The organism is Pseudomonas pichavaramensis (genome assembly GCF_050473265.1).
GTDB lineage: Bacteria > Pseudomonadota > Gammaproteobacteria > Pseudomonadales > Pseudomonadaceae > Aquipseudomonas.
On sequence record NZ_JBJKFJ010000001.1, the window covers coordinates 301,208 to 326,336 of the forward strand.

Genomic DNA, 25,129 nt, shown 5'->3' on the forward strand with positions numbered 1-25,129 from the left:
TTCAGCATGGATGAGGTTGATGTTGGAGAGTATCGATTTGCCCTGTTTTGGGTATTAGATGACGCTCTTTTCGGTGGGCGCCATAGCGTTTGAAGTGTTCGTAGAACGTCTGAAAGCCGGAGTGTTCTACCTCTGGCATCTTGGTGAGCTGCTCAGCTACTAGAAAATCGTATTCGTGCTCTTCGATGAAACCCTGCAGTTCGTATTGATAAAGCAAGGCGAACTGGTACCCAAGCGTTTCGCTGGCATAGGGGGGGGCACCAATAAAGCAGTTTTCTAGGTCAATCGCCTTGAGTGCTTCTAGATTTCCGTCTTTCAGCATCATATTTCCGCACCAGAGGTCTAGGTGGTAGATATTTCGGCGGTTTAAATGTGTGATCAGCGTTAGACCGGCCTTTGCAAAGCGGCGCGCAAATGAACTGTTTGTCTGCAGCCATTCGTGGCCGTCTACCCAGTCTGTGAGGTGCTCGTACTTCAAGAGTACTTCGTTGACGACCCGGTTGCTCTGATGGACTAGGCCGTAGCCAAGAAGTCTTGGTATCCGATCTGTTCGCTTCTGCGCTTTGGCGTGATTACGCAGCTCTTCCAAAGGCCAATCATAAAGCCCTGATCGTCGCTTCAGGCCTAACGTGACTCTAACGCGTGACGGGATACTGTCGATGGTCGAGCTTTTGACGAAAAGCGGTTTTTCCCCCTTCGCGTGAAGGGTGTGTGTGGTACGTTTTTTACTGGCCTTGCAGCGTGCTGAAAGCATATTGCGGATGTGCGGCCACCGGTTGCAAAGTGCGGCTTCCGCGTCGGCGTCAGCTACATAAAAGGTGACATTTTCAAAGCGTTTGCATAGCGCTGAATGCTTCCTGTTCCATCCGTGGGAAATCACAACGGTTGTCCTTTCTGCACAGTTTGGATATTGGGCCCTTGAGCCGACGAAAGCGTGTACAGTAATGGCGTTTTAATTTTGACGCCAGCGATTTACCCCTTCAGCTGGCCCAAGGGCGAAAGTTCTGAGTATCAGGATGTGTAAACGCGTTGTGCTGGTACAATCTGCCTCTTGCTAATTTTTGCAGTGCGTGAGGCAAGCCTAATGGCCAATTCCAACCAGCAATCCAGTATGAAGGTGTATCTGCGATTGTTGCGCTACGTGGTTCCTTATTGGGGCTTGTTCAGCATCAGCATCGCCGGTTTTCTGATCTTCGCTTCGACTCAGCCGATGCTCGGCTACATCCTCAAGTATTTCGTCGATGGGTTATCCAACCCTGAGGCCAGTCTGTTCGCGGGGGTACCCTGGCTGCTCGAACATGCGCCTTGGCTGGCTCATCTGAAGCTGTTGCAGGCCGTACCACTGTTGATTGTCCTGATTGCGTTGTGGCAGGGGGTTGGCTCCTTCCTTGGTAACTACTATCTAGCCAAGGTTTCCATGGGGTTGGTGCAGGACCTGCGGGTGGCGCTATTCAACAACCTGTTGACGCTGCCTAACCGTTACTTCGATAGCCACAATTCCGGTCATCTGATCTCGCGGATCACCTATAACGTGACCATGGTCACCGGCGCGGCTACCGATGCGATCAAGGTAGTGGTGCGTGAAGGTATGACGGTCATTTTCCTGTTTGCCACGCTGCTGTGGATGAACTGGAAGCTGACGCTGGTCATGGTGGCGATCCTGCCGGTGATTGGTGTGATGGTAACCAGCACCAGCAAGAAATTTCGTAAGCAGAGCAAGAAGATCCAGACCAGCATGGGCGACGTCACGCATGTGACGTCCGAGAGCATTCAGGGTTACCGCGTGGTGCGTAGCTTTGGCGGTGAGGATTATGAGAGAGAGCGTTTTCTGGGGGCTAGCGAAGAAAACAAGCTCAAGCAGCTGAAGATGGTCAAGACCAATGCGGTTTACACGCCGTCACTCCAACTTGTCATCTACAGTGCGATGGCGGTTCTGATGTTCCTGGTTCTGCTGCTGCGCGGTGATGCCTCCGCTGGCGATCTTGTGGCCTACATTACGCTGGCTGGCCTACTGCCTAAGCCGATCCGTCAGCTATCTGAGGTCAGTTCCACCATCCAGAAGGGTGTGGCTGGCGCAGAGAGCATCTTCGAGCAGCTCGACGAGGAACCCGAGGTCGATCATGGCACGCAGGCACGTGAGCGCGTGAGCGGTCGGCTCGAAGTGCGTGACCTCAGCTTCAGCTATCCGGGAACCGAGAAGCCCGTGCTGAACAACATCTCCTTCGTCGCCGAGCCAGGGCAGATGGTGGCGCTGGTCGGCCGCTCCGGCAGCGGCAAGTCGACCCTGGCCAACCTGATTCCGCGCTTCTATCACCATGAGCAGGGACAAATCCTGCTCGACGGCCTGGACGTCGAGGACTACACCCTGCGTAACCTGCGCCGCCATATAGCCCTGGTGACCCAGCACGTCACCCTGTTCAACGATACCGTGCGCAACAATATCGCCTATGGCGATCTGGCCGGTGCGCCGCTGGAGTCCGTGCGTCAGGCAGCGGGTGATGCCTATGCCGCCGAGTTCATCGAGAAGATGCCCCAGGGTTACGACACCCTGGTCGGCGAGAACGGTGTGCTGCTCTCCGGCGGTCAGCGTCAGCGCCTGGCCATTGCTCGGGCGCTGCTCAAGGATGCGCCTGTGCTGATTCTCGACGAGGCGACGTCGGCGCTCGATACCGAGTCCGAGCGGCATATCCAGGCCGCGCTGGATCAGGTAATGCAGGGCCGTACCACGCTGGTTATCGCGCACCGTCTAACCACCATCGAGAAGGCCGACCTGATCCTGGTGATGGATCAGGGGCAGATCGTCGAGCGTGGCAGTCACGCCGAACTGCTGGCTCAGAATGGCTATTACGCGCGTCTGCATGCCAAACAGTTCGAAGAGGGCGATGCGGTCGCCACTGACGAGCACGACGCCTGATGTTGAGTCATCTGCGTTTCTGGCGTGAACAGGGCTGGGCGCCGATTTCGGCTGCCGACTATGCCGACGCGTGGGCGCGTTTCGGTGGTAGCGTGGCGACGCATCCCGAGGTGGTAGCACGGCTGGCCGATTTGGCCGGCATTGCCGTGCGCTACCTGGGCTGGCAGGTTGATGGCCAGTTGCACGCGGCGATCGCCACCTGGGGACGGCACCTGGCTCTGTCCAAGGATGTGCTGAAGCAACGAGGCAAGCGCGGCCTGTTCGATCTGGGTAATGCCGAAATCATTCTGCCGCTGGCGGCTGGCGCACAGGTTTCGCTGCGCCATCGCGCGCGCTACCTGTCCGAACTGAATGCCGCCGCGCTTATTGGCGCCAGAGAACAGGCCGAGGGCCTGGCGCTGGCGCGTGAGCCGGAGCAGTACAGCAAGAAGTTCCGCTACAACCAGCGTCGCGAGCAGCGTTTGCTGGAGGAGGCGGGCGGCGTGATCCGGCCGATGCTGGAGCTGACGGCGCAGGAGCAGGCGCGCATTTACGCCGATCTGTTCCAGCGCCGCTGGGGGTTCGAGGCTACGGGCAAGGATCATCTGGCTGAGGTGTTCGGCCTGTTGCGCGAGTTCATGACGGGTTCGCTGATCTACCTGAATGACGAGCCGGTGGCGATCCAGGTGCTCTATCGTGTGGAGGCCCCGCAGTGGGTCAGCCTCGAGTACATCAACGGCGGGGTCGATCCGCAGCAGCGCGAGTTCAGCCCCGGCAGCGTGCTCAGCTTTGTTAATACGCAAGCTGAATGGACGCTTGCACGGGCGCAGGGCAAGCCGCTGCGCTACTCTTTCGGCCGTGCCGATCGCGAATACAAGGACCGCTGGTGCAACCGGGTGCCGGTTTATCAGGTGTGAGGCAATGAAAGGACGCAAGCAACAACTTCTAATGCGCCACCGGCGCAATAAACGCATCGCCCTGCTGCTGGCATTGCTTACACTGGCGCTGTTGGGGATCTTCGTCGCCTGGTGGCTGCCACTCTTGCTGCTGGTCTTGGGCTGGATAGCCCATGAGGCCTGGTTCGCCGATCATCTGTTCTATTCGCCGCGTGATGACTATCACTATGAGTTTCCGGCCGATTGCTTCAGTGTGCCGGCGCGTATCGAGCAGGGGCTGTTGCAGGTCCAGGCCGATCTCGAGGACTACGACACTCTGCTGCTCGAACTGCGTCTGAAGGCGACGTGGCTCGGACGCTGGCTCGATCCCTACGTGCATATCGGCGATGACCGTCAGGACTTCGAGCGCGGCGTGGCAGGGCGGCGCTACGTCAACCTCTCCGGTCAGCAGGCACACAACCTGCGCATCGAGCCGCGTTTCTGTCATATCGACGGTGAGCTGCGTTTGTATGCCATGCGTAATCCGGACTACGCGGCGCAGCGCATGCTGATTATCGCGCCGCATGCTGACGACGCCGAGCTGGCTGCTTTTGGTCAGTACAGCCGCTCACCTGAAACGGCTATCGTCACCCTGACTCAGGGGGAGATCGAGGCTCAGGGGCTCCAGCGGTTGGGACTGGACAAGGCTGCAGCGGCTTGCCTGAAGGGGCGTCTGCGTGCCTGGGGCAGCCTGGCCGCGCCGCTCTGGGGCGGGGTTACGCAGGCGCGTTGCGTCCAGCTCGGATACTACTGTTTGCAACTGCCCGCCATGGCCGAGCAGCCGCAGCTGCCGTTCGGCTCGCGTGAATCCGGTGAGCACGACGTGCGCAGCGTGCGTCGGCACAATCCGTTGCCTCTGCCCGCGGATGCCGATGGCCAGCCGACCTGGGACAACCTGATCGCCGACCTGGTCGCGGTGATCGAGCATTACCGCCCCGAGGTGCTGCTCTCCCCGCACCCGGAGTTGGACCCGCATCACGATCATATCGCCAGCACGCGCGCGCTGCTCGAAGCCTGCAAGCGGGCCAGCTGGCAGCCGCAGACCCTGTTGCTGTACGCCAACCACCTGCATGACAACGACCGCTGGCCGATGGGGCCGGCGGGTAAGGGGGTTGCCTTGCCGCCGGCGATCACCGCGCTACCGGCCGATCGCCTGTGGAGTCCGACTCTCGACGCCGGGCGGCAACTGGATAAGGCCATGGCGCTGGCATTACAGCACGACCTGCAGGGGGCGCTGCCGCCGAAAAAACGTTTACGACGTCTGATTCAGCAAGTGCTGGCTGGGCGTCACTGGCCCGCCACCGGTGAAGATGAATTCTTCCGCAAGGCAGTGCGCCGGCACGAGCTGTTCTGGGTGCGCCGGCTCTGAGCGTTACCGCGAGTACGTCATGCTATGATTTTTCCGTTTTTCTCCCCTTCTGGAGCCGCAATGAAACTGACCATGCCCCGCTATGACCAAGCCGCCGTTCTGGTGGTGGGCGACGTGATGCTCGATCGCTACTGGCATGGCGGTACCTCACGGATCTCTCCGGAGGCGCCGGTGCCGGTGGTGCGGGTCGACCAGATCGAGGATCGTCCCGGTGGCGCTGCCAACGTCGCCCTGAATATCGCGGCGCTCGGTTCGCGTGCCCTGCTGGTCGGCGTGACCGGCGTGGATGAAGCCGCCGACAGCCTCAGCGACAGCCTGCGCGGCGTTGGCGTGGAAACCCATTTCCAGCGTCTCGACGACCAGCCGACCATCGTCAAGCTGCGCGTCATGAGCCGCCACCAACAACTGTTGCGCATGGATTTCGAGGAGCTGTTCCGCACCGATTCCGCCGCGCTGGCCGCTGAGGTCGAGCAACTGCTCGCTGGCGTCAAGGTGCTGGTGCTGTCGGACTACGGCAAGGGCGCACTGCAGAATCATCAGGCGCTGATCCAGCTGGCGCGTGCTCGCGGCATTGCCGTGTTGGCTGATCCCAAGGGCAAGGATTTCTCCGTCTACCGCGGCGCCAGCCTGATCACCCCCAACCTGCACGAGTTCGAGACCATAGTCGGTGGTTGCGCCGACGAGGCCGAGCTGGTCAGCAAGGGCGCCAAGCTGATGCGCGAACTGGAACTGGGCGCCCTGCTGGTGACCCGTGGCGAGCACGGCATGACTCTGTTGCGGCCGGAGCACGCGCCACTGCACCTGCCAGCCCGTGCCCGCGAAGTATTCGACGTCACCGGTGCGGGTGACACCGTGATTTCCACCCTGGCGGCGTCCATCGCCGCCGGTGAAGAGCTGCCGAATGCCGTGGCCCTGGCCAATCTCGCCGCGGGTATCGTCGTCGGCAAGCTGGGTACGGCGGCGATCAGCGCTCCAGAGCTGCGCCGTGCGGTCCAGCGTGAGGAAGGCTCCGAGCGTGGCGTGCTGAGCCTGGATCAGTTGCTCATCGCCATCGAGGACGCGCGGGCCCATGGCGAGAAGATCGTCTTCACCAACGGCTGTTTCGACATCCTCCATGCTGGCCACGTGACCTATCTGGAGCAGGCGCGCGCGCAGGGCGACCGTCTGATCGTAGCGGTCAATGACGATGCTTCGGTCAGTCGCCTGAAAGGCCCGGGCCGGCCGATCAACGCCGTCGACCGGCGTATGGCGGTGCTCGCCGGTCTCGGCGCAGTGGATTGGGTGGTGAGCTTCAGCGAGGACACCCCGGAGCGCCTGCTGGGGCAGGTGCAGCCGGACGTGCTGGTCAAGGGCGGCGACTACGGCATCGACCAGGTGGTGGGCGCCGACATCGTCCTGGCCTATGGCGGCGAAGTCCGTGTCCTCGGCCTGGTGGAGAACAGCTCCACCACGGCCATCGTCGAGAAGATTCGCAGCAAGTGATGCCGGTAGTGGGCCTGGCGTCAGCCATGCCCACGCTGCTTCCGGTTTGACCCGACTGCCGTGCGCTCGCGGCTTGAAGGTCATAGTCGCTTGCCAGTGGTGGGCGCATCATCGCTGGCATCCCCCGCGTGGAGCGAGATGCCATGAAAGTCGATGTCCAGGGCCAGGCCCTGAGCGTGCTGAGCAAGGTGGCGCAGGCCGACTGGCCGGACCGCCTGAACTTGCGCAAACCCTTCGAGAAGTTCATCTACAGCGGCAGTCGTGCCAGCTTTCGCATGGTCGCCCAGCGCGCGTCCGGCAAGCCGCGTGTCGAGCGCCCGCAGGGCGACGATCTGTTCGACCTGACGCTCTCCGATGATCAGCAGATGTTGGTGGACATGCTGCAGGGCTTCGCGCTGGATGTGTTGCGCCCGGCCGCTCACGAGGCCGATGCCGAGGGGCGGGTGCCGGCGGCGCTGCTGAATCAGGCCCGCGAGCTGGGGCTGGTGCACTACGGGGTCAGTGAAGCGCAGGGCGGCCTGGCCGGCGAGCGCACCGTGCTGAGCAATGCGCTGATTGCCGAGAGTCTGGCTCAGGGAGATTTCTCGTTGGCGGCCACGTTGCTGGGGCCGTTGTCAGCGGCCAACTGCATTCGTCGCTGGGGTTCTCCACAGCAGCAGGCCGAGTGGTTGCCCGCCTTCGTCAGTGACGAAGGCGCTTTGCTACATGCCCTGGCGGTGACCGAAGCGGCCGTCCTGGCGGACCCGCAAGCGCCTGCGACCCGCGCCCGGCGACGTGGCAAGCATTACCTGCTCGATGGCGAGAAGGCGCTGGTGCTCGGCGGCATGTCCGCCAGTCGCCTGCTGGTGACGGCGCAGGCCAGCGACGGAGCGGCGTTGTTCCTCGTCGACGCGGCCAGCAAGGGCATCACGCGGCAGGCCGATCCGGCCATGGGTCTCAGGTCCTGCGGGCTGGCGCGCATCCAGTTCAAGTCGGTCAAGGTGCCCGTCGGGCAGCGCCTCGCGGCAGCCGATTTTGATTTTCGCGCCTTTCTCGATTATTCGGCGCTGGCGTTCTGCGCCCTGGCGGTGGGCACTGCGCAGGCAGCGCTAGATTACGTGGTGCCTTACTGCAACGAGCGGCAGGCCTTCGGTGAGCCGATCAGTCATCGCCAGGGCGTAGCGTTCATGATTGCCGAGATGGCCATCGAGCTCGAATCCATGCGCCTGATGCTGTGGCGCGCCTGTGCGCTGGCCGAGAGAGGCAGACCGTTTCACCGCGAAGCCTATCTGGCGCGCCTGCTCTGTACCGAGAAGTCGATGAAGATCGGTTGCGATGCAGTGCAGTTGCTCGGCGGTCACGGTTTTACCCAGGAACACCCGGTCGAGCGCTGGTACCGTGACCTGCGCAGCCTGGCGGTGCTCGCCGGCGGTCTTCATCTCTGACAGGTAGCTGATCATGAATCTGGAAACCCCGAAGAAGTTCGCGGACCTGCAGCAACAGGCCCATCAGGTTGCGGCGCGCTATCTGCGACCAATCTCGCGCAAGTACGACAAGGCCGAGCATGCCTATCCGAAGGAGCTGGACATGCTGGCTGCGCTGCTCGACGGCATGAACGAGGGCTCGCCCGACGCTGTCGGTGCCGGCTCGGCGAGCAAGCGTGGCGCGGCGCGCGAGCAGCAGGAGGGTGTCAAGAATGGCGGTAACATGGCCGCGCTGCTGGGCGTGATGGAGCTGTGCTGGGGCGATGTCGGTCTGCTCCTGGCCATGCCGCGCCAGGGGCTGGGCAACGCGGCTATCGCCGCAGTCGCCAATGACGAGCAGCTGGCACGCTTGGGCAAGACCTGGGCCGCGATGGCCATCACCGAGCCGGGTTGTGGCTCGGACTCCGCAGCGATTCGCGCTACCGCCGTGAAGGACGGTGATCATTACGTGATCAATGGCGAGAAGATCTTCGTCACCTCCGGCGAGCGTGCCGATGCGGTGGTGGTTTGGGCCAGTCTTGATCGCAGCCTGGGGCGAGCGGCCATCAAGTCGTTCGTGGTGGAAAAGGGCACGCCCGGCATGACGGTGACGCGTCTGGAGAAGAAGCTTGGCATCAAGGCCTCGGATACGGCATCGATCAGTTTCAGTGACTGTCGCGTGCCTGCGGCCAACCTGCTGGGCAATGCGGAGGTCGATGTCCAGAAGGGCTTCGCCGGGGTCATGGAAACCTTCGACAATACCAGGCCGCTGGTCGCAGGCATGGCGGTTGGCGTGGCCAGGGCCGCGCTTGAGCGTACCCGTACGCTGCTGCGCGAGGCAGGGTGTCGTCTGGACTATGCGCGGCCGCTGCTCAGCGTCGGCCATGCCGAGGCGACGCTCTACCGTCTGGAGGCCGAATGGGAGGCTGCACGTCTGCTGACGCTCAAAGCCGCCTGGATGGCCGACAACAAGTTGCCCAATTCCAAGGAGGCGTCGATGGCCAAGGCCAAGGCTGGGCGTGTGGCCAGCGAGGTCACGCTCAAGTGTGTCGAGTTGGTTGGCGCCATGGGGTATGCCGAGGACGAACTTCTGGAGAAGTGGGCGCGGGATTCGAAGATCCTGGATATTTTCGAAGGCACTCAGCAGATCCAACTGTTGATCGTTGCCAGGCGTCTGTTGGGCAAGAGCTCTAGTGAGCTGAAGTAAGCGAAGAAATAGAAAAAGCCCGCGTCTGCGGGCTTTTTGTTTAGAAGCGGAAGACTTCTGTATCGATCTTGATCGGTTCTGCTACCGGAATTTTCGGCCCGGCAGGTTCTTCCGGCTTGGCCTTGGCTACGGGCGCTTTTTTGCGCGGCGGTTCCGGTGTCGGGTCACCGGTCATGGCGATCGGCTGGATAGCGACCGCCAGTTCGCTGGCCAGGCGCTGCACCAGCGTGCTTTGCGCTTTTACCTGTTCGGCCAGCGTACCACTGTGGGCTTCTTCCAGGCGGATCAGGCGGCTGTCGCGCAGTTGACCGCGACGGTCGAGCAGGCGCCACTGGGCTTCCAGTACGGCTGGTTGAGTGGGGCCGGAGTCGAGGCGGGTGATGGTCAGCATGACTTGTGCGTCGGCACTGAAACCCGGTGCGGCGGGGGCCAGAACCAGACGCTGGCTGTCCAGGCGCCAGGCCAGCTGACGCAACATCTGCTGGTCGATATCGTTGGCCAGGCCACTGGCCCAGCGAGCATCCGGAGCGGCCACCAGGCTGCCATCAGCCTGGCGTTGCAGCAGGTTCTGCTGGCGCAGGTAGTCGGCCACGCTGATCGGACCGACCAGAACCGTGACACCGTTGTCCTTGGTCGGTGTCACCGCGCTACCACTATCCAGCTGGTAAAGAGGTACCGGCTTCTGCTGCAGTAGGCTGCAACCACTCAGGGTCAGCAGCGTCATCAGAAGCACGGCCAGGGGGCGTACTACAGTCATCATTCGTTCCCGGCAGCTGCTTCTGGGGCAGCTGCACATCGATCCCATATCATGCAGGTGAGGTCATTCGCGCATGACCCAGGGCGCGTATCATCCGCCAAACCGCGCTACGACTCCAGCCTTGGCTGCCTGCCGGTAGCGCGGATATGACCAATGAACGGCATGTCGCGCCGACGCTACTCCACCAGCAACTGGTCGACGCGCTGGAAGCCACGCGGCAGCTTGTTGCCACGACGGCCGCGCTCGCCCTTGTAGTGCTCAAGGTCATCGGCTTTGAGTGTCAGGGTACGCTTCCCGGCCTGCAAAACCAAACTGGCGCCACCTGGCAGCACAGCGAGATCGGTCAGGAACTCCTCGCGGCTGGCTACGCGCTCGCCGGGGATGCCGATGATCTTGTTGCCCTTGCCTTTACCCAGCTGCGGCAGGTCGCTGACCTTGAACAGCAGCAGGCGACCTTCGGTGGTCACCGCGGCCAGCCAGTCGTTGTCCAGGCTGGTCACCGGCTTGGGCACTACCACTCGGGCGCCGTTGGGCAGGGTCAGCAGGGCCTTGCCGGCCTTGTTCTTGGCCTGCAGGTCCTCGCCCTTGACCACGAAACCGTAGCCGGCGTCGGAGGCGATCACGTACAGGGCGCTGTCTTCCGGCAACATCACGCACTCGAAGCTGGCGCCCGGCGGCGGCGTCAGGCGGCCGGTCAGCGGCTCGCCCTGGCCACGTGCCGAAGGCAGACTGTGGGCCGCGAGCGAATAGCTCCTGCCGGTCGAGTCGATGAACACCGCGTACTGGTTCGAGCGTCCGGGAGCGGCGGCCTTGAAGCCGTCGCCGGCCTTGTAGGACAGGCCGCTGGCGTCGATGTCGTGGCCTTTGGCGCAACGCACCCAGCCTTTTTCCGAGAGCACCACGGTGACTGGCTCGGTGGGCATCAGCTCGGTTTCCGACAGGGCCTTGGCCCCGGCGCGGGCGACGATTGGCGAGCGGCGGTCATCGCCGTACTTCTCGGCGTCCTCGATGATCTCCTTGCGCACCAGCTTCTTCAGCTTGGCTTCGCTGCCGAGCAGGGCCAGCAGCTTCTCGCGCTCCTTGGCCAGCTCGTCCTGCTCGCCGCGGATCTTCATTTCTTCCAGACGGGCCAGCTGACGCAGGCGGGTGTCGAGGATGTAGTCGGCTTGCACGTCTGTGAGGCCGAAGGTCTCCATCAGCACCGGCTTGGGATGGTCCTCGCTGCGGATGATGCGGATTACTTCCTCGAGGTTGAGGAAGGCGATCAGCAAGCCTTCCAACAGGTGCAGGCGCTTCTCCACCTTGTCCAGGCGGAACTGCAGGCGACGGCGCACGGTGCCGACGCGGTATTCCAGCCATTCGCGCAGCAGGGTGCGCAGGTCCTTGACCTGCGGCTTGCCGTCGAGGCCGATGACGTTGGTGTTGACCCGGTAGCTCGACTCCAGATCGGTGGTGGCGAACAGGTGAGTCATCAGCTCGTCGGCATCGACGCGGTTGGAGCGCGGAATGATGACGATACGGCAGGGGTTCTCGTGATCGGACTCGTCGCGCAGGTCGGCGACCATCGGCAGTTTCTTGGCCTGCATCTGCGCGGCGATCTGCTCCAGCACCTTGGAACCGGACACCTGGTGCGGCAGGGCGGTGACGACGATGTCGCCATCCTCGACGCGATACACGGCGCGCATACGCACCGAGCCGCGGCCGCTCTCGTAGATCTTCAGCAGGTCGGCCTTGGGCGTGATGACTTCCGCTTCGGTGGGGAAGTCCGGGCCCTGGATATGCTCGCAGAGTTGCTCGACAGTGGCGCTTGGCTCGTCGAGCAGGCGCACGCAGGCTGCGGCGACTTCGCGCAGGTTGTGCGGCGGCACGTCGGTGGCCATGCCCACGGCGATACCGGTGGTGCCGTTGAGCAGCAGGTTGGGCAGGCGTGCTGGCAGCGTCGCTGGCTCGTTCAGCGTGCCGTCGAAGTTCGGCACCCAGTCGACGGTGCCCTGACCCAGCTCGGCCAGCAGCACTTCCGAGTAGCGCGACAGACGCGCCTCGGTGTAGCGCATGGCAGCGAAGGACTTGGGATCGTCCGGCGCACCCCAGTTGCCCTGGCCATCGACCAGGGTGTAGCGGTAGCTGAACGGCTGCGCCATCAGCACCATGGCTTCGTAGCAGGCACTGTCACCGTGTGGGTGGAACTTACCGAGTACATCGCCGACGGTACGCGCCGATTTCTTGTGCTTGGCGTCGGCGTCCAGGCCCAGTTCGCTCATGGCGTAGACGATGCGCCGCTGCACGGGTTTGAGGCCGTCGCCGATATGCGGCAGGGCACGGTCCATGATCACGTACATGGAGTAGTTGAGATAAGCCTGTTCGGTGAAGTCGGCGAGTGACCGACGTTCCACGCCTTCCAGGCTCAAATCGAGGGATTCGCTCATGCGGGCCTCATTGCAAGGTTGATTGGCGCAGCACCAGGGTGCCGCCCTTCTGACTGAATTCGAGTTGTTGCAGCGCGCTCATGCCCAGCAGTACTTCGTCGCCGTCCATGCCGGGGGCGATCAGTGCCGCGACGTCGCGCAGTTCGATATCGCCCAGGCGCAGGGTTGCCAGGCGGGTGCGATGGCCGGTGCTGCGGCCGTTGGCGGTACTCAGGGTGATCGGCGCGCCGCGCTTCAGGCCGAGCTTGCGCGCCAGGGCTTCGGGAACGGCCACGGCGGTAGCGCCGGTGTCGAGCAGAAAGGTCACTTCCTGCCCGTCGATTTCGCCGTTGACCAGATAATGGCCCTGGCGGCTGCTGGCCAGGCTGACTTCGACGAAGCCGTTGCCATGCACCGACTGCGGCGCTTGGTTCGGGTTGTGCTGACTGTCTTCCCAGTTGCCGAAGAAGTGCGTGGCCAGCAGCAGGCCGGCACCCCAGGCGAGCACCAGCATCACGCGTCCGGCGCGGCGGCCAGGCGCCTGTTCGCTCACGAACGCTCGCTCCAGCCGCCCTTGGGCGCGGCAAAGCGCCAGACGATCGGGCGTTGTTCGCCATCGCCGCGCGCCTGCTGGCCATTGTCGAGGCCGATCCAGGCGCCATCCTTGTCGATCCACAGGGCCTCGGCCATGCCGTAGTCCTGAGCGTAGCGACGTGGCTCACTCAAGGCCTCGGCCGCGAACGACCAGCACAGCTCCGTGACGCCGTCGCCCAGCGCGCGCCGGCAGATGCGGTGGGATTGACGTTCAAGGGTAAAGAGCTTTTCGTCGAAATAAGCCAGGCCGGAGAAGTCGCGTGCGGCCATGTGCCCGCCCAGTGCTTCGGGAGATGGCTCCTCGCCGCCTTCGCTGTTCAGTACGCACCCGCCGGTGCAACGCCAGCTGGTGCCACGTCGATGCAGAACGGCGAGGCCGCGTCGGCGCTGCTCGGCGGCGAGCCACAGGCGCTCGCCGGCAGGATCGACGGCAATGCCTTCGAAGCCCTGGTTGAAATGCAGCAGCATGCCACTGGCACGGGCCTGACGAACCACGGCGCCGGGCAGGTTGAGCCACTGGCTGCTGCCGTTGCTGGCAACCTGCAAAACCGCTGCATGGGTTTCGCTGACCAGATAGCGATTGCCCTGCGTGTCGCACGACAGGCCTTCGAAGTCCAGCTTGCCGCCACGTACCAGACCGGCTGCCCAGTTGCGCATGCGCAGACCCCAGGGCAGAGCGCTTTGCGGCGGCTCGGGGGCGACGAAGGTCTCTGCCTCGGCACGCAGCAGCGTGTCTTCCTGATGCAATTGATAGAGACGATCGTCATCCCGGTCGGACACCGCCCACAGGGCTTCACCGCACATCGCCAGGCCGGATAGGTGACCGCTTGGCATCTCTGCCACCGGATATTCATGCTGCAACTGCAGTTCTTCCAGCAGCACCGGCTCGGCGTTGGCCGCGCCGGCCAGCAGGCTGAGCACAAGGAGGTGGTTGCGCATCAGGCCAGAACCTCGGCCAGGTTGCCCTTGGTTTCCAGCCAGCTTTTGCGGTCGCTGGCGCGTTTTTTCGCCAGCAGCATGTCCATGATTTCGCGGGTGCCCTCGAAGTCGTCCAGGGTCAGCTGCACCAGGCGCCGGGTGTTCGGGTCCATGGTGGTTTCGCGCAGCTGGGGCGGGTTCATCTCACCGAGGCCCTTGAAACGGGTGACCTGCGGCTTGCCGCGGCGCTTCTCGGCTACCAGGCGGTCTAGGATGCCGTCGCGCTCGGCGTCGTCGAGTGCGTAGAAGATTTCTTTGCCCAGGTCGATGCGGTACAGCGGCGGCATCGCCACGTAGACGTGGCCGGCATCGACCAGAGTGCGGAAGTGACGGACGAACAGGGCGCAGAGCAGGGTGGCGATGTGCAGGCCGTCGGAGTCGGCGTCGGCGAGGATGCAGATCTTGCCGTAACGCAGCCCGGAAAGATCGCTTGAGCCCGGGTCGATGCCGATGGCCACGGCGATGTCGTGCACTTCCTGGCTGGCCAGTACTTCGCTGCCGTCCACTTCCCAGGTGTTCAGGATCTTGCCGCGCAGCGGCATGATCGCCTGGAACTCTTTGTCGCGCGCTTGCTTGGCACTGCCGCCGGCGGAGTCACCCTCGACCAGGAACAGTTCGCAGCGCAACGGGTTCTGCCCGGCGCAGTCGGCCAGTTTGCCCGGTAGTGCCGGACCCTGGGTGATCTTCTTGCGCTCGACCTTCTTGCCCGCCTTGAGGCGGCGCCCGGCGTTGCTGATGGCCAGCTCGGCCAGGGCCAGGCCGGTTTCCGGGTTGGCGTTGAGCCACAGGCTGAAGGCGTCCTTGACCACGCCGGAGACGAAGGCAGCGGCCTCGCGCGACGACAGGCGCTCCTTGGTCTGGCCGGAGAACTGCGCGTCCTGCATCTTCATCGACAGGACGAAGGCGATACGTTCCCAGACGTCTTCCGGGGCCAGCTTGACCCCGCGCGGCAGCAGGTTGCGGAACTCGCAGAACTCGCGCATGGCGTCCAGCAGGCCCTGACGCAGGCCGTTGACGTGGGTACCACCCTGCGCGGTGGGGATCAGGTTGACGTAGCTTTCCTGCACCGCGTCGCCGCCTTCCGGCAGCCACAGCAGGGCCCAGTCCACCGCTTCCTTGTTGCCGGCCAGGGTACCGCAGAAGGGCTCGGCGGGCAGGCGTTCGAATTCGCTGACAGCGTCGACCAGGTAGGAGCGCAGGCCGTCCTCGTAGTGCCACTCGACCTTGTCGCCGGCGGCCTTGTCTTCGAAGGTGACGGACAGCCCCGGGCACAATACGGCTTTGGCCTTGAGTACGTGCTTGAGGCGGCTGACCGAGAACTTGAACGAGTCGAAGTACTTGGCGTCCGGCCAGAAGTGCACGCTGGTGCCGGTGTTGCGCTTGCCGACGCTGCCGATGACCTGCAGGTCGCTGGCCTTGAAACCGTCGGCGAAGCTCATCTGGTATTCGCTGCCGTCACGTTTGACGGTCACCAGCACACGGGTCGACAGGGCGTTGACCACGCTGATGCCGACGCCGTGCAGACCGCCGGAGAACTGGTAGTTCTTGTTGCTGAACTTGCCGCCGGCGTGCAGCTTGGTGAGGATCAGCTCGACACCGGGAACGCCTTCTTCCGGGTGGATGTCCACCGGCATGCCGCGGCCGTCGTCGATCACCTCCAGCGAGTTGTCCTCGTGCAGGATCACCTGAATCGTCTTGGCATGCCCGGCCAGCGCTTCGTCGACACTGTTGTCGATCACTTCCTGGGCGAGGTGGTTGGGACGCGTGGTGTCGGTGTACATGCCCGGGCGCTTGCGCACCGGGTCGAGGCCGGAAAGGACTTCGATGGCATCGGCGTTATAGGCGTTCTGCTGGGCCATGGGCTCTCTTGTTCATCAATTGAATGCGGAAAAGTCGATATCGCGCCAGAGTGTGGCGTCAATGCCGGCAAAAGCGAAGAGTATCGGAAGACGCTCGGCGAATCCCTGAAAACCGTGGTCGCCACCGGCTTGGATGCGCAGGGCGCAATGACGGTAGTAACGCTCGGCATCGCGATAGTCGAGGGTCTCGTCAGCGGTCTGCAGCCAGATCTGATAGCGAACTGCATCTACCGGCGGCGTGACTTCGAACTCGGCCAGGGCCTTGACGTGATCTTCGGTCAGATCCCAGGTCTCGTCGCTGTAATAGTTCTTCTGCGGGCCCAGGTAGCCGTCGAAACGAAGGTGCGGTCTTACGGCCGGGTTGATCAGCAATGCCTTGAGTCCATGCTGCTCCGCCAGGTAGGTGGCGTAATAGCCGCCCAGAGAACTGCCGACCAGCACGGGGGCGCCCAGTTCGCTGACGAGTGCCTGCAGCTGGGCCATGGCCTGGCGCGGGTGATGATGCAGTGCCGGTACGCGCAGCTGCTGCTCCAGGCCAAGGTGGCTCATGGCGCGGCTCAGCTGGCTGGCCTTGAGCGACGCCGGCGAACTGTTCAGGCCGTGGATATAGAGGATGGATGCGGTCATGGAGCGGGAGGCTACTCGTCCGGGGCCTCAAGCTGCAAGCCTCAAGCCGATTGGCGGGATTTCAGTAACCCTTGACGCTGTAATCCACTTCGAAATGAATGCCGGTGACGCGCGAGACGCCCGTCTCCAGAGTGCCATCGTCATGCAGGCGCAGCCAGCGATAACCGGGCGCCTCGCTGCCAACCTGGAAGTCTTCGCTGCCGGGTGCGAATTGCACGCAGGTGGAGGGGGAGGCGAGCAGGCGCAGATTGTTGCGCTGGCGGTCGAACTCCTGATGGACATGGCCCCAGAGTACCGCGCGCGCCTGCGGATGACGGTCGAGGATGGCGAACAGTGCATCGGGGTTGCGCAGGCCGATGGGGTCCATCCATTTGCAGCCGATGGACACCGGATGATGGTGCAGGCAAATCAGGTGGTGGCGTTGTGTTGCCTCGCCGAGCGTGCGCTGCAGCAATTCCAGTTGATTGTCAGCGAGAAAGCCGGGCACTGCGCCAGGGATCGAGGAGTCGAGCATGACGATACGCCAGGCCCCCACGTCGATCACGGGTTCAAGCAGTTCGCTGTCCTTGCAGACGGCCTGCATGGGCGGGGTTTCATCATGGTTGCCGGCCAGCCAGCGACAAGGGGCGTCGATCGCTGCGGTCAACTGACGAAAGCGCTGGTAGGAAGCCTCGCTACCATCTTGCGACAAGTCGCCTGTCGCCAGGATCAGGTCGATCTGCGGCTGCTCTTGCTTTACCCGTTCGATCACGCGCTGCAGGCTGTCACAGGTATCCATGCCCAGCAGCTTGCCGTCCGCCTCGGCGAACAGATGGCTGTCGGACAACTGCACCAGCAGGACCGAAGAGTCAGGGTGAGGGGTAGGCAGGCTCGGCAAGACCGTCTCCTAAGGCTCAATCGAGTGAATTATGGTGGCTGCTGCGATAAAGGGAAAACCCAGGAAGCGGACGCAGATCACAGAAAAACCGCTGGGAACGTTTTTCGCGTCGCTTCGCGGCAGGTATTAGGGGTCGTCATGGGCGTCAGGCCACAAAACGGCGTAACCCCTATCGGCCTGATGACAAAAAGCTTGATGGCCGCGTCTGGCGTTCTACATCACTGGCTGAGGCTCATGACCGCAAGCCAGGCAGTGGCTCAGCCATTCGCCAAGGAACAGGTTGAGTTGGCTCTTCTCATCTGGTTGATGCATGGCTGCGTTCGGGTAAGGGTAGCGAATGTGCAGGCGGCGAGCGTTCTCGGCACCGACTACCTCGGCCATGCGTGCGTCGTGATAGACCCGTACCTCGAGCTGCGGTACCGGTAACCAGGGCAGGCTGTGTTCCTGGCGAACGCACAGCGTGGTGGTGTAGGGGCAGCTTTCCCGCACTTCAAGCGCCAGTATGCCGAGCAGATGTTCGCCCTGGCTCAGGGCGACACGGCGACCTTCGCACTGTTCGCGCATGCGTGGTAGCAGGCGCATGAGACGGGCGTAGTTGGCCTCGCAGGCGCTCTGCAACTCGACCAGATCAACCCGGTAGCGCTCGCGCAACAGGTTCACGACCACATGCCTCTGACTTCGTCGCGGTTCAGCGCCAGCCATTGCAGCGCGATGATGCTGGCGGCGTTGTTGATACGCCCATCGCGCACGGCGGCCAGGGCGTCTTCCAATGGCATCACATGCACGCGAATGTCCTCGCCTTCTTCAGGCAGACCGTGGACACCTCCCGCACCGCTGCTGTCGCAGCGCCCGAGGAACAGGTGGACGAACTCGTCGGAGCCGCCAGGAGAGGGGAAATACTGGGTGATCGGCCACAGCGGGCCCAGAATCAGATCCGCTTCTTCGACCGCTTCGCGGCGGGCGACCTCCTCGGGTTCTTCGGCCTTGTCGATCAAGCCGGCAACCAGCTCCAGCAGCCAGGGATTGGCTGCCTTGTCCATGGCGCCGACGCGAAACTGTTCGATCAGCACCACTTCATCGCGTTGCGGATCGTAGGGCAACACGCATACGGCATCGTGGCGTACGAACAGCTCACGGGTCAGTTGCGGGCCCATGCCGCCGGCGTACTGCCGATGACGCAGCTTGAGCCGGTCGAGCCGGTAGAAGCCGCGAAAGCACTCCTCGCGAGCGAGGATTTCGATGTCGTTTTTGTCCATGCGTACTCCAGATGGTCGTAACGGGCCAAACCGCGGCCCGTTACCCGTCACACTAGCGAGCATAGCGCTGCCAGATCAAGCGTCTATGACAGCCTCAGATCTTCTGATACAGCTGGCTGCCCTGCGCCTTGAACTCTGCAGCCTTGGCCTGCATGCCTTGCTCTGCGTCCAGATCGACGGCTTCGATGCGCTGCTCCTTGGCGTAGTCGCGCACTTCCTGCGTGATCTTCATCGAGCAGAACTTCGGCCCGCACATGGAGCAGAAGTGTGCCACCTTGGCCGAGTCCTTGGGCAGGGTCTCGTCGTGGAAGGCGCGGGCGGTGTCTGGGTCGAGGCCGAGGTTGAACTGGTCTTCCCAGCGGAACTCGAAGCGCGCCTTGCTTAGTGCGTTGTCACGGATTTGCGCGCCCGGATGCCCCTTTGCCAGGTCAGCCGCGTGCGCTGCGATCTTGTAGGTAATGATGCCGGTCTTGACGTCATCCTTGTTCGGCAGGCCCAGGTGTTCCTTGGGCGTGACGTAGCAGAGCATGGCGCAGCCGAACCAGCCGATCATCGCCGCGCCGATGCCGCTGGTGATGTGGTCGTAGCCCGGGGCGATGTCGGTGGTCAGCGGGCCGAGGGTGTAGAACGGCGCCTCGTCGCAGCATTCCAGCTGCTTGTCCATGTTCTCCTTGATCAGTTGCATCGGCACGTGGCCGGGACCCTCGATCATGCACTGGACGTCGTGCTTCCAGGCGATCTTGGTCAGCTCGCCGAGGGTTTCCAGCTCGCCGAACTGCGCGGCGTCGTTGGCGTCGGCAATCGAGCCGGGGCGAAGGCCATCGCCCAGCGAGAAGCTGACGTCATAGGCCTTCATGATTTCGCAGATGTCTTCGAAGTGGGTGTAGAGGAAGTTCTCTTTATGGTGCGCCAGGCACCACTTGGCCATGATCGAGCCGCCACGGCTGACGATGCCGGTGACGCGCTTGGCAGTCAGCGGCACATAGCGCAGCAGTACGCCGGCGTGGATGGTGAAGTAGTCCACGCCTTGCTCGGCCTGTTCGATCAGGGTGTCGCGGAACAGCTCCCAGGTCAGGTCCTCGGCGATGCCGCCCACCTTCTCCAGCGCCTGGTAGATCGGCACGGTGCCGATCGGTACCGGCGAATTGCGGATGATCCACTCGCGGGTTTCGTGGATGTGCTTGCCGGTGGACAGGTCCATGACGGTGTCCGAACCCCAGCGGATGCCCCAGGTCAGCTTGGCCACTTCTTCCTCGATTGAGGAGCCCAGCGCCGAGTTGCCGATGTTGCCGTTGATCTTCACCAGGAAGTTGCGGCCGATGATCATCGGCTCCAGCTCCACGTGGTTGATGTTGGCGGGGATGATGGCGCGGCCGCGGGCGACTTCGCTGCGCACGAATTCCGGGGTGATCTCTTTCGGGATGTTGGCGCCGAAGCTGTGGCCAGCGTGCTGTTCGCCCAGCAGACCCGCCTCGCGGGCCTCGGCCAGCTTCATGTTCTCGCGGATGGCGATGAACTCCATCTCCGGGGTGATGATGCCTTGCTTGGCGTAGTGCATCTGGCTGACGTTGCGGCCGGCCTTGGCCCGGCGCGGGTTGCGCACGTGGGCGAAGCGCATGGCGGAGAGCTCGGCATCGTTCAGGCGGCGGTTGCCGAACTCGGAGGACAACCCCGGCAGCTTCTCGGTATCACCGCGGTCCTCGATCCAGGCGCTGCGCACGTCGGCCAGGCCCTTGCGCACGTCGATGGTCACGTTGGGGTCGGTGTAGGGGCCGGAGGTGTCGTAGACGGTGACCGGGGCGTTGATCTCGCCGCCGAAGTCGGTCGGAGTGACGTCCAGGCTGATTTCGCGCATCGGCACGCGGATGTCCGGACGCGAACCCTGAACGTAGATTTTTTGCGAACGCGGGAAGGGTTGTACCGACTGCTGATCGACCTGGGCGCTTTCGCTCAGATTCTTTTGTTGTTGTGTGCTCATCAAGGCTCTCTCCGGGATAGGTGTCGGAGTTGGAACCTGAGCGGACGAAGGGCGCGAGATACACCATAGGCGGTGTCGAGAGGACTCGCCGGGTGCTGGCGAGGACATCTTGTTCCCTACGCAGGCCTTAACCTGATCAGGTTCAACGGGATCCGGCAGCTGCCAATCTCAGCCCCGCATGTGGGGCACCCCGACAAGAACCCGGCCAGTCTAATCAAGCCTCATGCGGAAAACCAACCGCCGGGTCAAAATAATTCGACCCGCGCGTCGGAAATCGACCGCGGCTGGTGCTCGTGGTGGATTGTTCCCGGTGAGCAACATAGCTTGCCGCCAGCTAGACTCAAGCCACCAATGGAGCGCTTGACCCCCGCCAGCCGCGCCCCGTAGCCTTGCCGATTACCGCCTATTCAAGGATCGACATTCATGTTGCGCAGACTTTCCCTGGCCCTTGCCGTGGCCGCCGCTTCGGTCGGCCTGGCACAGGCCGAAGAGGCCCCGCTGTCCAGCAAGACCGACCTGGTGACCGTGTACCAGGAAGCTGCGAAGAATAACGCTGACATCGCCGCCGCTCGTGCCGACTATCAGGCGCGCCGTGAAGTGGTGCCGCAGGCGCGGGCTGGATTGCTGCCCAATCTGTCTGCTGGGGCCAACTACGGTGATACCCGCACCGAGGTCGATTCGCCCAGTGCCACTATCTCGCGCAGTGGCCTGGTCTATCAGGCCAACCTCAGCCAACCGCTGTTTCGTGCCGACCGCTGGTTCCAGTTGCAGGCCGCCGAGGCGACCAGCGAGCAGGCTGCACTGGAGTTGTCTGCCACCGAGCAGAACCTGATCCTGCAGAGCGCCGAAACCTACTTCGCCGTACTGCGTGCCCAGGACAACCTGGCTTCGACCCGAGCTGAAGAGGCGGCATTCAAGCGTCAGCTGGACCAGGCCAACGAGCGTTTCGATGTTGGCCTTTCCGACAAGACCGATGTGCTCGAGGCGCAGGCTGGCTTCGACACCGCTCGTGCCAACCGTTTGCTCGCCGAGCGCGCGGTGGATGACGCTTTCGAGGCGCTGGTGGCCCTGACCAACCGCGACTATGTGGCGGTCGAAGGGATCGTCCACTCCCTGCCGGTGCTGGCGCCGACGCCGAATGACGCAAAGTCCTGGGTCGATACCGCCGCCGCGCAGAACCTCAATCTGCAGGCCAGTTACTATGCGGTGAACGCGGCCGAGGAAACCTTGCGCCAGCGCAAGGCCGGCCATGCGCCGACTCTGGATGCAGTGGCCAGCTACCAGAAGGGTGACAACGACAGCCTTGGGTTCACCAACTCCGGTTCGCCGCTATCGCCCGGTTACAGCGGCGACGTGTCGCAGCGTTCCATTGGCCTGCAGCTGAATATCCCGTTGTACAGCGGTGGCCTGACCAGCTCGCAGGTGCGCGAGGCCTACCAGCGTCTGGGGCAGACCGAGCAACTGCGTGAGAGCCTGCGTCGTCAGGTGGTGCAGAACACCCGTAACCTGTTCCGCGCGGTGAACACCGATGTGGAAACCGTGCAAGCGCGTCGCCAGTCGATCATTTCCAACCAGAGCGCGCTGGAGGCCACCGAAATCGGTTACCAGGTCGGCACGCGCAATATCGTCGACGTGCTCGATGCCCAGCGCCAGTTGTACAGCGCCGTGCGCAACTACAACGACGCGCGCTACGACTACATCCTCAACAACCTGCGCCTGAAGCAGGCGGCCGGCACCCTCAGCCCGGCTGATCTGGAAGCGCTGGGCAGCTTCCTCAAACCGGACTATAACCCGGACAAGGACTTTCTGCCGCCGGATCTGGCCTCGGCCGCCGAAGAACGCCTGAAGAACAATCAGGATTTCTGAGGCGTTTGCAGCGACGAAAAGCCCGGCACGAGTCGGTTTTTTCGTGGCCTACCATCCCTGACGGCCACCCTTCGGGCCGTTGGTGGCGCCGACGTCAAAAATCGCTCCCGGCGATTTTTTGTTGGCTATACCAACTGCCTGTTGCGGCCGTTAGCAGGCCATGTCGCAGCACCTGAGGGCACCTGCGAATACATGCAGGAGCCCCGCCTCGGGGCGAAACAACTGCAGCCATTGCACACAGTCGGCGGTGTGCGCAGCATTCGCCGCGGGGCGCGGCTCCTACGAAAAACATCGACACCGACCAACACAGTATTGGGACAGAGCCTTTTGGTTGCGCAGGTCGGGACGCGCTACAGACGACGTCCCGCCAGTAGCCTTTCCAGCCCCACCAGCAAACGTTCCAGAGCGCCTTGGTTGGCCTTGAGCACGTCCAGGCCTGCCTCGCTCATACGTCTTATCTCACCGGGGGCATTGAGCAGAGTCGCAACCCTGTCAGCCAGTTGCTCGGAGCCGTCAACTTCGCTCAAGGCTCCGGCGTCACGCAGTTGCGCGGCGATCTCGAGGAAGTTGAACAGGTGCGGGCCGCTTAGAACCGGCTTGCCCAGTGCCGCCGGCTCCAGCAGGTTGTGCCCGCCGTTTGCCACCAGGCTGCCGCCGACGAAGGCGATATCCGCCAGCGCGTAGAGAAATAACAGTTCGCCCATGGTGTCGCCAAGCAGTATCTGGTCGGCGTCCTGTACTGCTGCGCCAGTGGAGCGTCGGCGTGTCGCCAGGCCCTGGCTCAGGCACAGTTCATACACCGAATTGAAGCGCTCGGGGTGGCGCGGCACCAGGATCAGCAGCGCGTTGGGCTGAGTGACCAGCAACTGACGATGGGCGGCGAGAACGATCTCGTCTTCACCTGCGTGCGTGCTGGCGGCAATCCACACCGGGCGCTGCTCGGCATGCCAGTGGTGACGCAATTCGGCTGCGCGCTGCGGCAGTTCTGCGTCGATCTTCAAATCGAACTTGATCGAGCCGGTGACTTCGACGCAGTCCGTGCGGGCGCCGAGTTCGGCAAAGCGTTGTGCCTCGGCCTGGGTCTGCACGGCGATCAGCGACAGTTCGGCGAGCATCGGTGCGGTGAGTTTGCCAAAGCGCGCATAGCCACGCGCGGAACGTTCGGACAGACGCGCATTGGCCAGTGCCACCGGGATGCCGCGTTTGGCGCACTGGTGAATGTGGTTTGGCCACAGCTCGGTTTCCATCACCACGGCCAGACGCGGTCGCGCGCGATCGAGAAAACGCGCAGCGGCCCAGGGCAGGTCATAAGGCAGGTAGCAGTGCTGCACGCTGTCGCCGAACAGGGCCTGGATGCGTTCGGAGCCGGTCGGGGTCATGCAGGTCACGGTGATTGGCAGTTCGGGATGGCGCGCCTGCAGAGCGCGGATCATCGGCGCGGCGGCAATGCTTTCACCTACGGAGACGGCGTGGACCCAGATGCCGCCGGGCTGCATCACCGGCAGGGCGAAGGAAAAGCGTTCCTTGATACGACGGGCGTAAGCAGGCGCCTTGCGTGCCCGCAGCGCCAGGCGCAGGGCGATCAGGGGCAGAGCCAGGTGCAACAGCAGGGTATAGAAGAGTCTGTTCATGGGCGCGCAGCTTATCGCCGCCAGCCATGCGCTGGAAGGGTAGTCATGTCTGCGGCCGCAACAGTTCGCGCGCCAGGCAGTCGGCCAGCCAGTTGGCCGCGGGGCCGAGCGCACCGTCGCGGCGACAGACCAGCTCCACCACCAGTGGCAAGGGTACCCAGTCGCTGCGCAGTTCCTGGATGAGGCCCTGGTAGGTCGGATATTGCGCCACATGACGGGGCAGCCAGGCCCAGCCCAAGCCGCGAGTTACCAGCTCGGCCATCACGTAGAAACTGTCGGCGCGCCATACCAGCGGACTGATCTGCTCGCCGCCGGGGTAGTGACTGTCCTGCGGCCTCATCAACAATTGGCGGTGTTCGGCGAGGTCGCGGCGTTCCACACTGTCGAGTTTGGCCAGTGGATGTTGCGGGCTGCATACCGTGACCATTTCGATGGTGCCCAGGCGCTGGCTCTCCAGCTCGCCGGGCATCTGCTCGTGATGAAACAGCAAGCCCAGATCAGCCTGGCGTTGCAACAGCTTGCGCGCTACATCGCCCTGGGCGCCGCTGGCAAGCTGGACCTCTAGCAGGGGGAAGGCTTCGGCTAGTGCCTCCAGACTGGCCAGTACCGGCTGATAGGGCATGGCCTCATCCTGTGCAAGGCGCAGGCGAGCCTCTTGACCAAGGGCCAGACCCAGTGCGCGGCCATCCAGGCGCTGGCACTGCTGCAACACACTGCGCGCTTCTTCCAGCAAAGCGCTACCGGCTTCGGTCAGCCGTGGTTGACGCCCGCTGCTGCGCTCGAACAGTGTCACGCCAAGGTCGTTCTCGAGCAGGGATATGGCTGTGCTAACGGCAGACTGGGCGCGCCCGGTCTGCCGCGCTACTGCAGAAAACGAGCGGCTTTCGGCTGTGCGGACGAATAGATGAAGCTGATCGAGGTTCCAGTTCATGGTCAACCTATATGCATGGCTGATAGGTAATGACTTTATCCC

The 25,129-nt window shown here is 63.2% G+C and carries 20 protein-coding genes and 1 riboswitch; of the genes, 7 read left to right on the forward strand and 13 right to left on the reverse strand.

The genetic code is table 11. The features are described 5' to 3' along the window. Position 1: 1 nt before the first annotated feature. Positions 2–880 carry a BUD32 family EKC/KEOPS complex subunit gene (locus tag ACJRW5_RS01320; protein ID WP_484568737.1) on the reverse strand — a complete coding sequence of 293 codons (879 nt, stop codon included), beginning with the start codon at positions 878–880 and terminating at the stop codon, positions 2–4. A gap of 204 nt (positions 881–1,084) precedes the next feature. Between ACJRW5_RS01320 and msbA the strand changes: the two genes are divergently transcribed. The 6 genes from msbA to ACJRW5_RS01350 all read left to right on the forward strand — a co-directional run bounded on the left by msbA (position 1,085) and on the right by ACJRW5_RS01350 (position 9,328). Further along, positions 1,085–2,914: a lipid A export permease/ATP-binding protein MsbA gene (gene msbA / locus ACJRW5_RS01325; protein WP_484568738.1), complete on the forward strand. Its 1,830-nt coding sequence runs from the start codon at positions 1,085–1,087 to the stop codon at positions 2,912–2,914. Further along, the gene (locus ACJRW5_RS01330) at positions 2,914–3,810 is read left to right on the forward strand and encodes a GNAT family N-acetyltransferase (protein WP_484568739.1); all 897 of its coding nucleotides are present in this window, start codon (positions 2,914–2,916) and stop codon (positions 3,808–3,810) included. The genes msbA and ACJRW5_RS01330 overlap by 1 nt, the downstream gene beginning before the upstream one ends. 4 nt (positions 3,811–3,814) lie before the next feature. Further along, positions 3,815–5,197: a PIG-L deacetylase family protein gene (locus ACJRW5_RS01335; RefSeq protein WP_484568740.1), complete on the forward strand. Its 1,383-nt coding sequence runs from the start codon at positions 3,815–3,817 to the stop codon at positions 5,195–5,197. 60 nt (positions 5,198–5,257) lie between these two features. After that, positions 5,258–6,679, forward strand: a complete 1,422-nt coding sequence (hldE, locus tag ACJRW5_RS01340) for a bifunctional D-glycero-beta-D-manno-heptose-7-phosphate kinase/D-glycero-beta-D-manno-heptose 1-phosphate adenylyltransferase HldE (RefSeq protein WP_484568741.1) — start codon at positions 5,258–5,260, stop codon at positions 6,677–6,679. 143 nt (positions 6,680–6,822) lie between these two features. Beyond that, on the forward strand, positions 6,823–8,103 hold the full coding sequence (locus ACJRW5_RS01345; protein ID WP_484568742.1) for an acyl-CoA dehydrogenase family protein: 1,281 nt from the start codon (positions 6,823–6,825) through the stop codon (positions 8,101–8,103). 13 nt (positions 8,104–8,116) lie between these two features. Continuing rightward, the gene (locus tag ACJRW5_RS01350) at positions 8,117–9,328 is read left to right on the forward strand and encodes an acyl-CoA dehydrogenase family protein (protein ID WP_484568743.1); all 1,212 of its coding nucleotides are present in this window, start codon (positions 8,117–8,119) and stop codon (positions 9,326–9,328) included. A 40-nt stretch (positions 9,329–9,368) separates the two neighbouring features. Here ACJRW5_RS01350 and ACJRW5_RS01355 read toward each other — a convergent pair whose 3' ends face one another. From ACJRW5_RS01355 to thiC, 10 genes are all read right to left on the reverse strand, one after another. After that, a complete protein-coding gene (locus ACJRW5_RS01355; protein WP_484568744.1) occupies positions 9,369–10,088 on the reverse strand; it encodes a PqiC family protein in 720 nt (239 codons plus the stop codon). Positions 10,089–10,261: 173 nt separating this feature from the next. Next, positions 10,262–12,511 (reverse strand): DNA topoisomerase IV subunit A, encoded by a 2,250-nt coding sequence (gene parC / locus ACJRW5_RS01360; protein ID WP_484568745.1) that lies wholly within the window; start codon positions 12,509–12,511, stop codon positions 10,262–10,264. Positions 12,512–12,518: 7 nt separating this feature from the next. Further along, a complete protein-coding gene (locus tag ACJRW5_RS01365) occupies positions 12,519–13,043 on the reverse strand; it encodes a retropepsin-like aspartic protease family protein (protein WP_484568746.1) in 525 nt (174 codons plus the stop codon). After that, a complete protein-coding gene (locus ACJRW5_RS01370; protein WP_484568747.1) occupies positions 13,040–14,023 on the reverse strand; it encodes an esterase-like activity of phytase family protein in 984 nt (327 codons plus the stop codon). The genes ACJRW5_RS01365 and ACJRW5_RS01370 overlap by 4 nt, the downstream gene beginning before the upstream one ends. Further along, positions 14,023–15,921, reverse strand: coding sequence for a DNA topoisomerase IV subunit B (gene parE, locus ACJRW5_RS01375; RefSeq protein ID WP_484568748.1), 1,899 nt, complete (start codon positions 15,919–15,921; stop codon positions 14,023–14,025). The genes ACJRW5_RS01370 and parE overlap by 1 nt, the downstream gene beginning before the upstream one ends. A gap of 15 nt (positions 15,922–15,936) precedes the next feature. After that, entirely contained in the window at positions 15,937–16,548 is a 612-nt protein-coding gene (locus ACJRW5_RS01380) for a YqiA/YcfP family alpha/beta fold hydrolase (RefSeq protein ID WP_484568749.1), read from the reverse strand. Positions 16,549–16,609: 61 nt separating this feature from the next. Further along, positions 16,610–17,425: a 3',5'-cyclic-AMP phosphodiesterase gene (gene cpdA / locus ACJRW5_RS01385; RefSeq protein WP_484568750.1), complete on the reverse strand. Its 816-nt coding sequence runs from the start codon at positions 17,423–17,425 to the stop codon at positions 16,610–16,612. A 213-nt stretch (positions 17,426–17,638) separates the two neighbouring features. Next, entirely contained in the window at positions 17,639–18,091 is a 453-nt protein-coding gene (locus ACJRW5_RS01390) for a DUF1249 domain-containing protein (RefSeq protein WP_484568751.1), read from the reverse strand. After that, positions 18,082–18,681 carry an NUDIX domain-containing protein gene (locus tag ACJRW5_RS01395; protein ID WP_484568752.1) on the reverse strand — a complete coding sequence of 200 codons (600 nt, stop codon included), beginning with the start codon at positions 18,679–18,681 and terminating at the stop codon, positions 18,082–18,084. The genes ACJRW5_RS01390 and ACJRW5_RS01395 overlap by 10 nt, the downstream gene beginning before the upstream one ends. A 94-nt stretch (positions 18,682–18,775) precedes the next feature. Continuing rightward, positions 18,776–20,659 carry a phosphomethylpyrimidine synthase ThiC gene (thiC, locus tag ACJRW5_RS01400; RefSeq protein ID WP_484568753.1) on the reverse strand — a complete coding sequence of 628 codons (1,884 nt, stop codon included), beginning with the start codon at positions 20,657–20,659 and terminating at the stop codon, positions 18,776–18,778. 96 nt (positions 20,660–20,755) lie between these two features. Next, positions 20,756–20,862, reverse strand: a riboswitch (TPP riboswitch). Between the two features lie 220 nt (positions 20,863–21,082). On the opposite strand from thiC, the gene ACJRW5_RS01405 reads away from it, so the two are divergent. Continuing rightward, positions 21,083–22,525 (forward strand): TolC family outer membrane protein, encoded by a 1,443-nt coding sequence (locus tag ACJRW5_RS01405; protein ID WP_484568754.1) that lies wholly within the window; start codon positions 21,083–21,085, stop codon positions 22,523–22,525. Between the two features lie 350 nt (positions 22,526–22,875). Here the strand turns inward: ACJRW5_RS01405 and waaA are convergent, their stop codons facing one another. Then, positions 22,876–24,156, reverse strand: a complete 1,281-nt coding sequence (gene waaA, locus ACJRW5_RS01410) for a lipid IV(A) 3-deoxy-D-manno-octulosonic acid transferase (protein ID WP_484568755.1) — start codon at positions 24,154–24,156, stop codon at positions 22,876–22,878. A 43-nt stretch (positions 24,157–24,199) separates the two neighbouring features. Continuing rightward, entirely contained in the window at positions 24,200–25,087 is an 888-nt protein-coding gene (locus tag ACJRW5_RS01415) for a LysR family transcriptional regulator (protein ID WP_484568756.1), read from the reverse strand. Positions 25,088–25,129 lie beyond the last annotated feature (42 nt).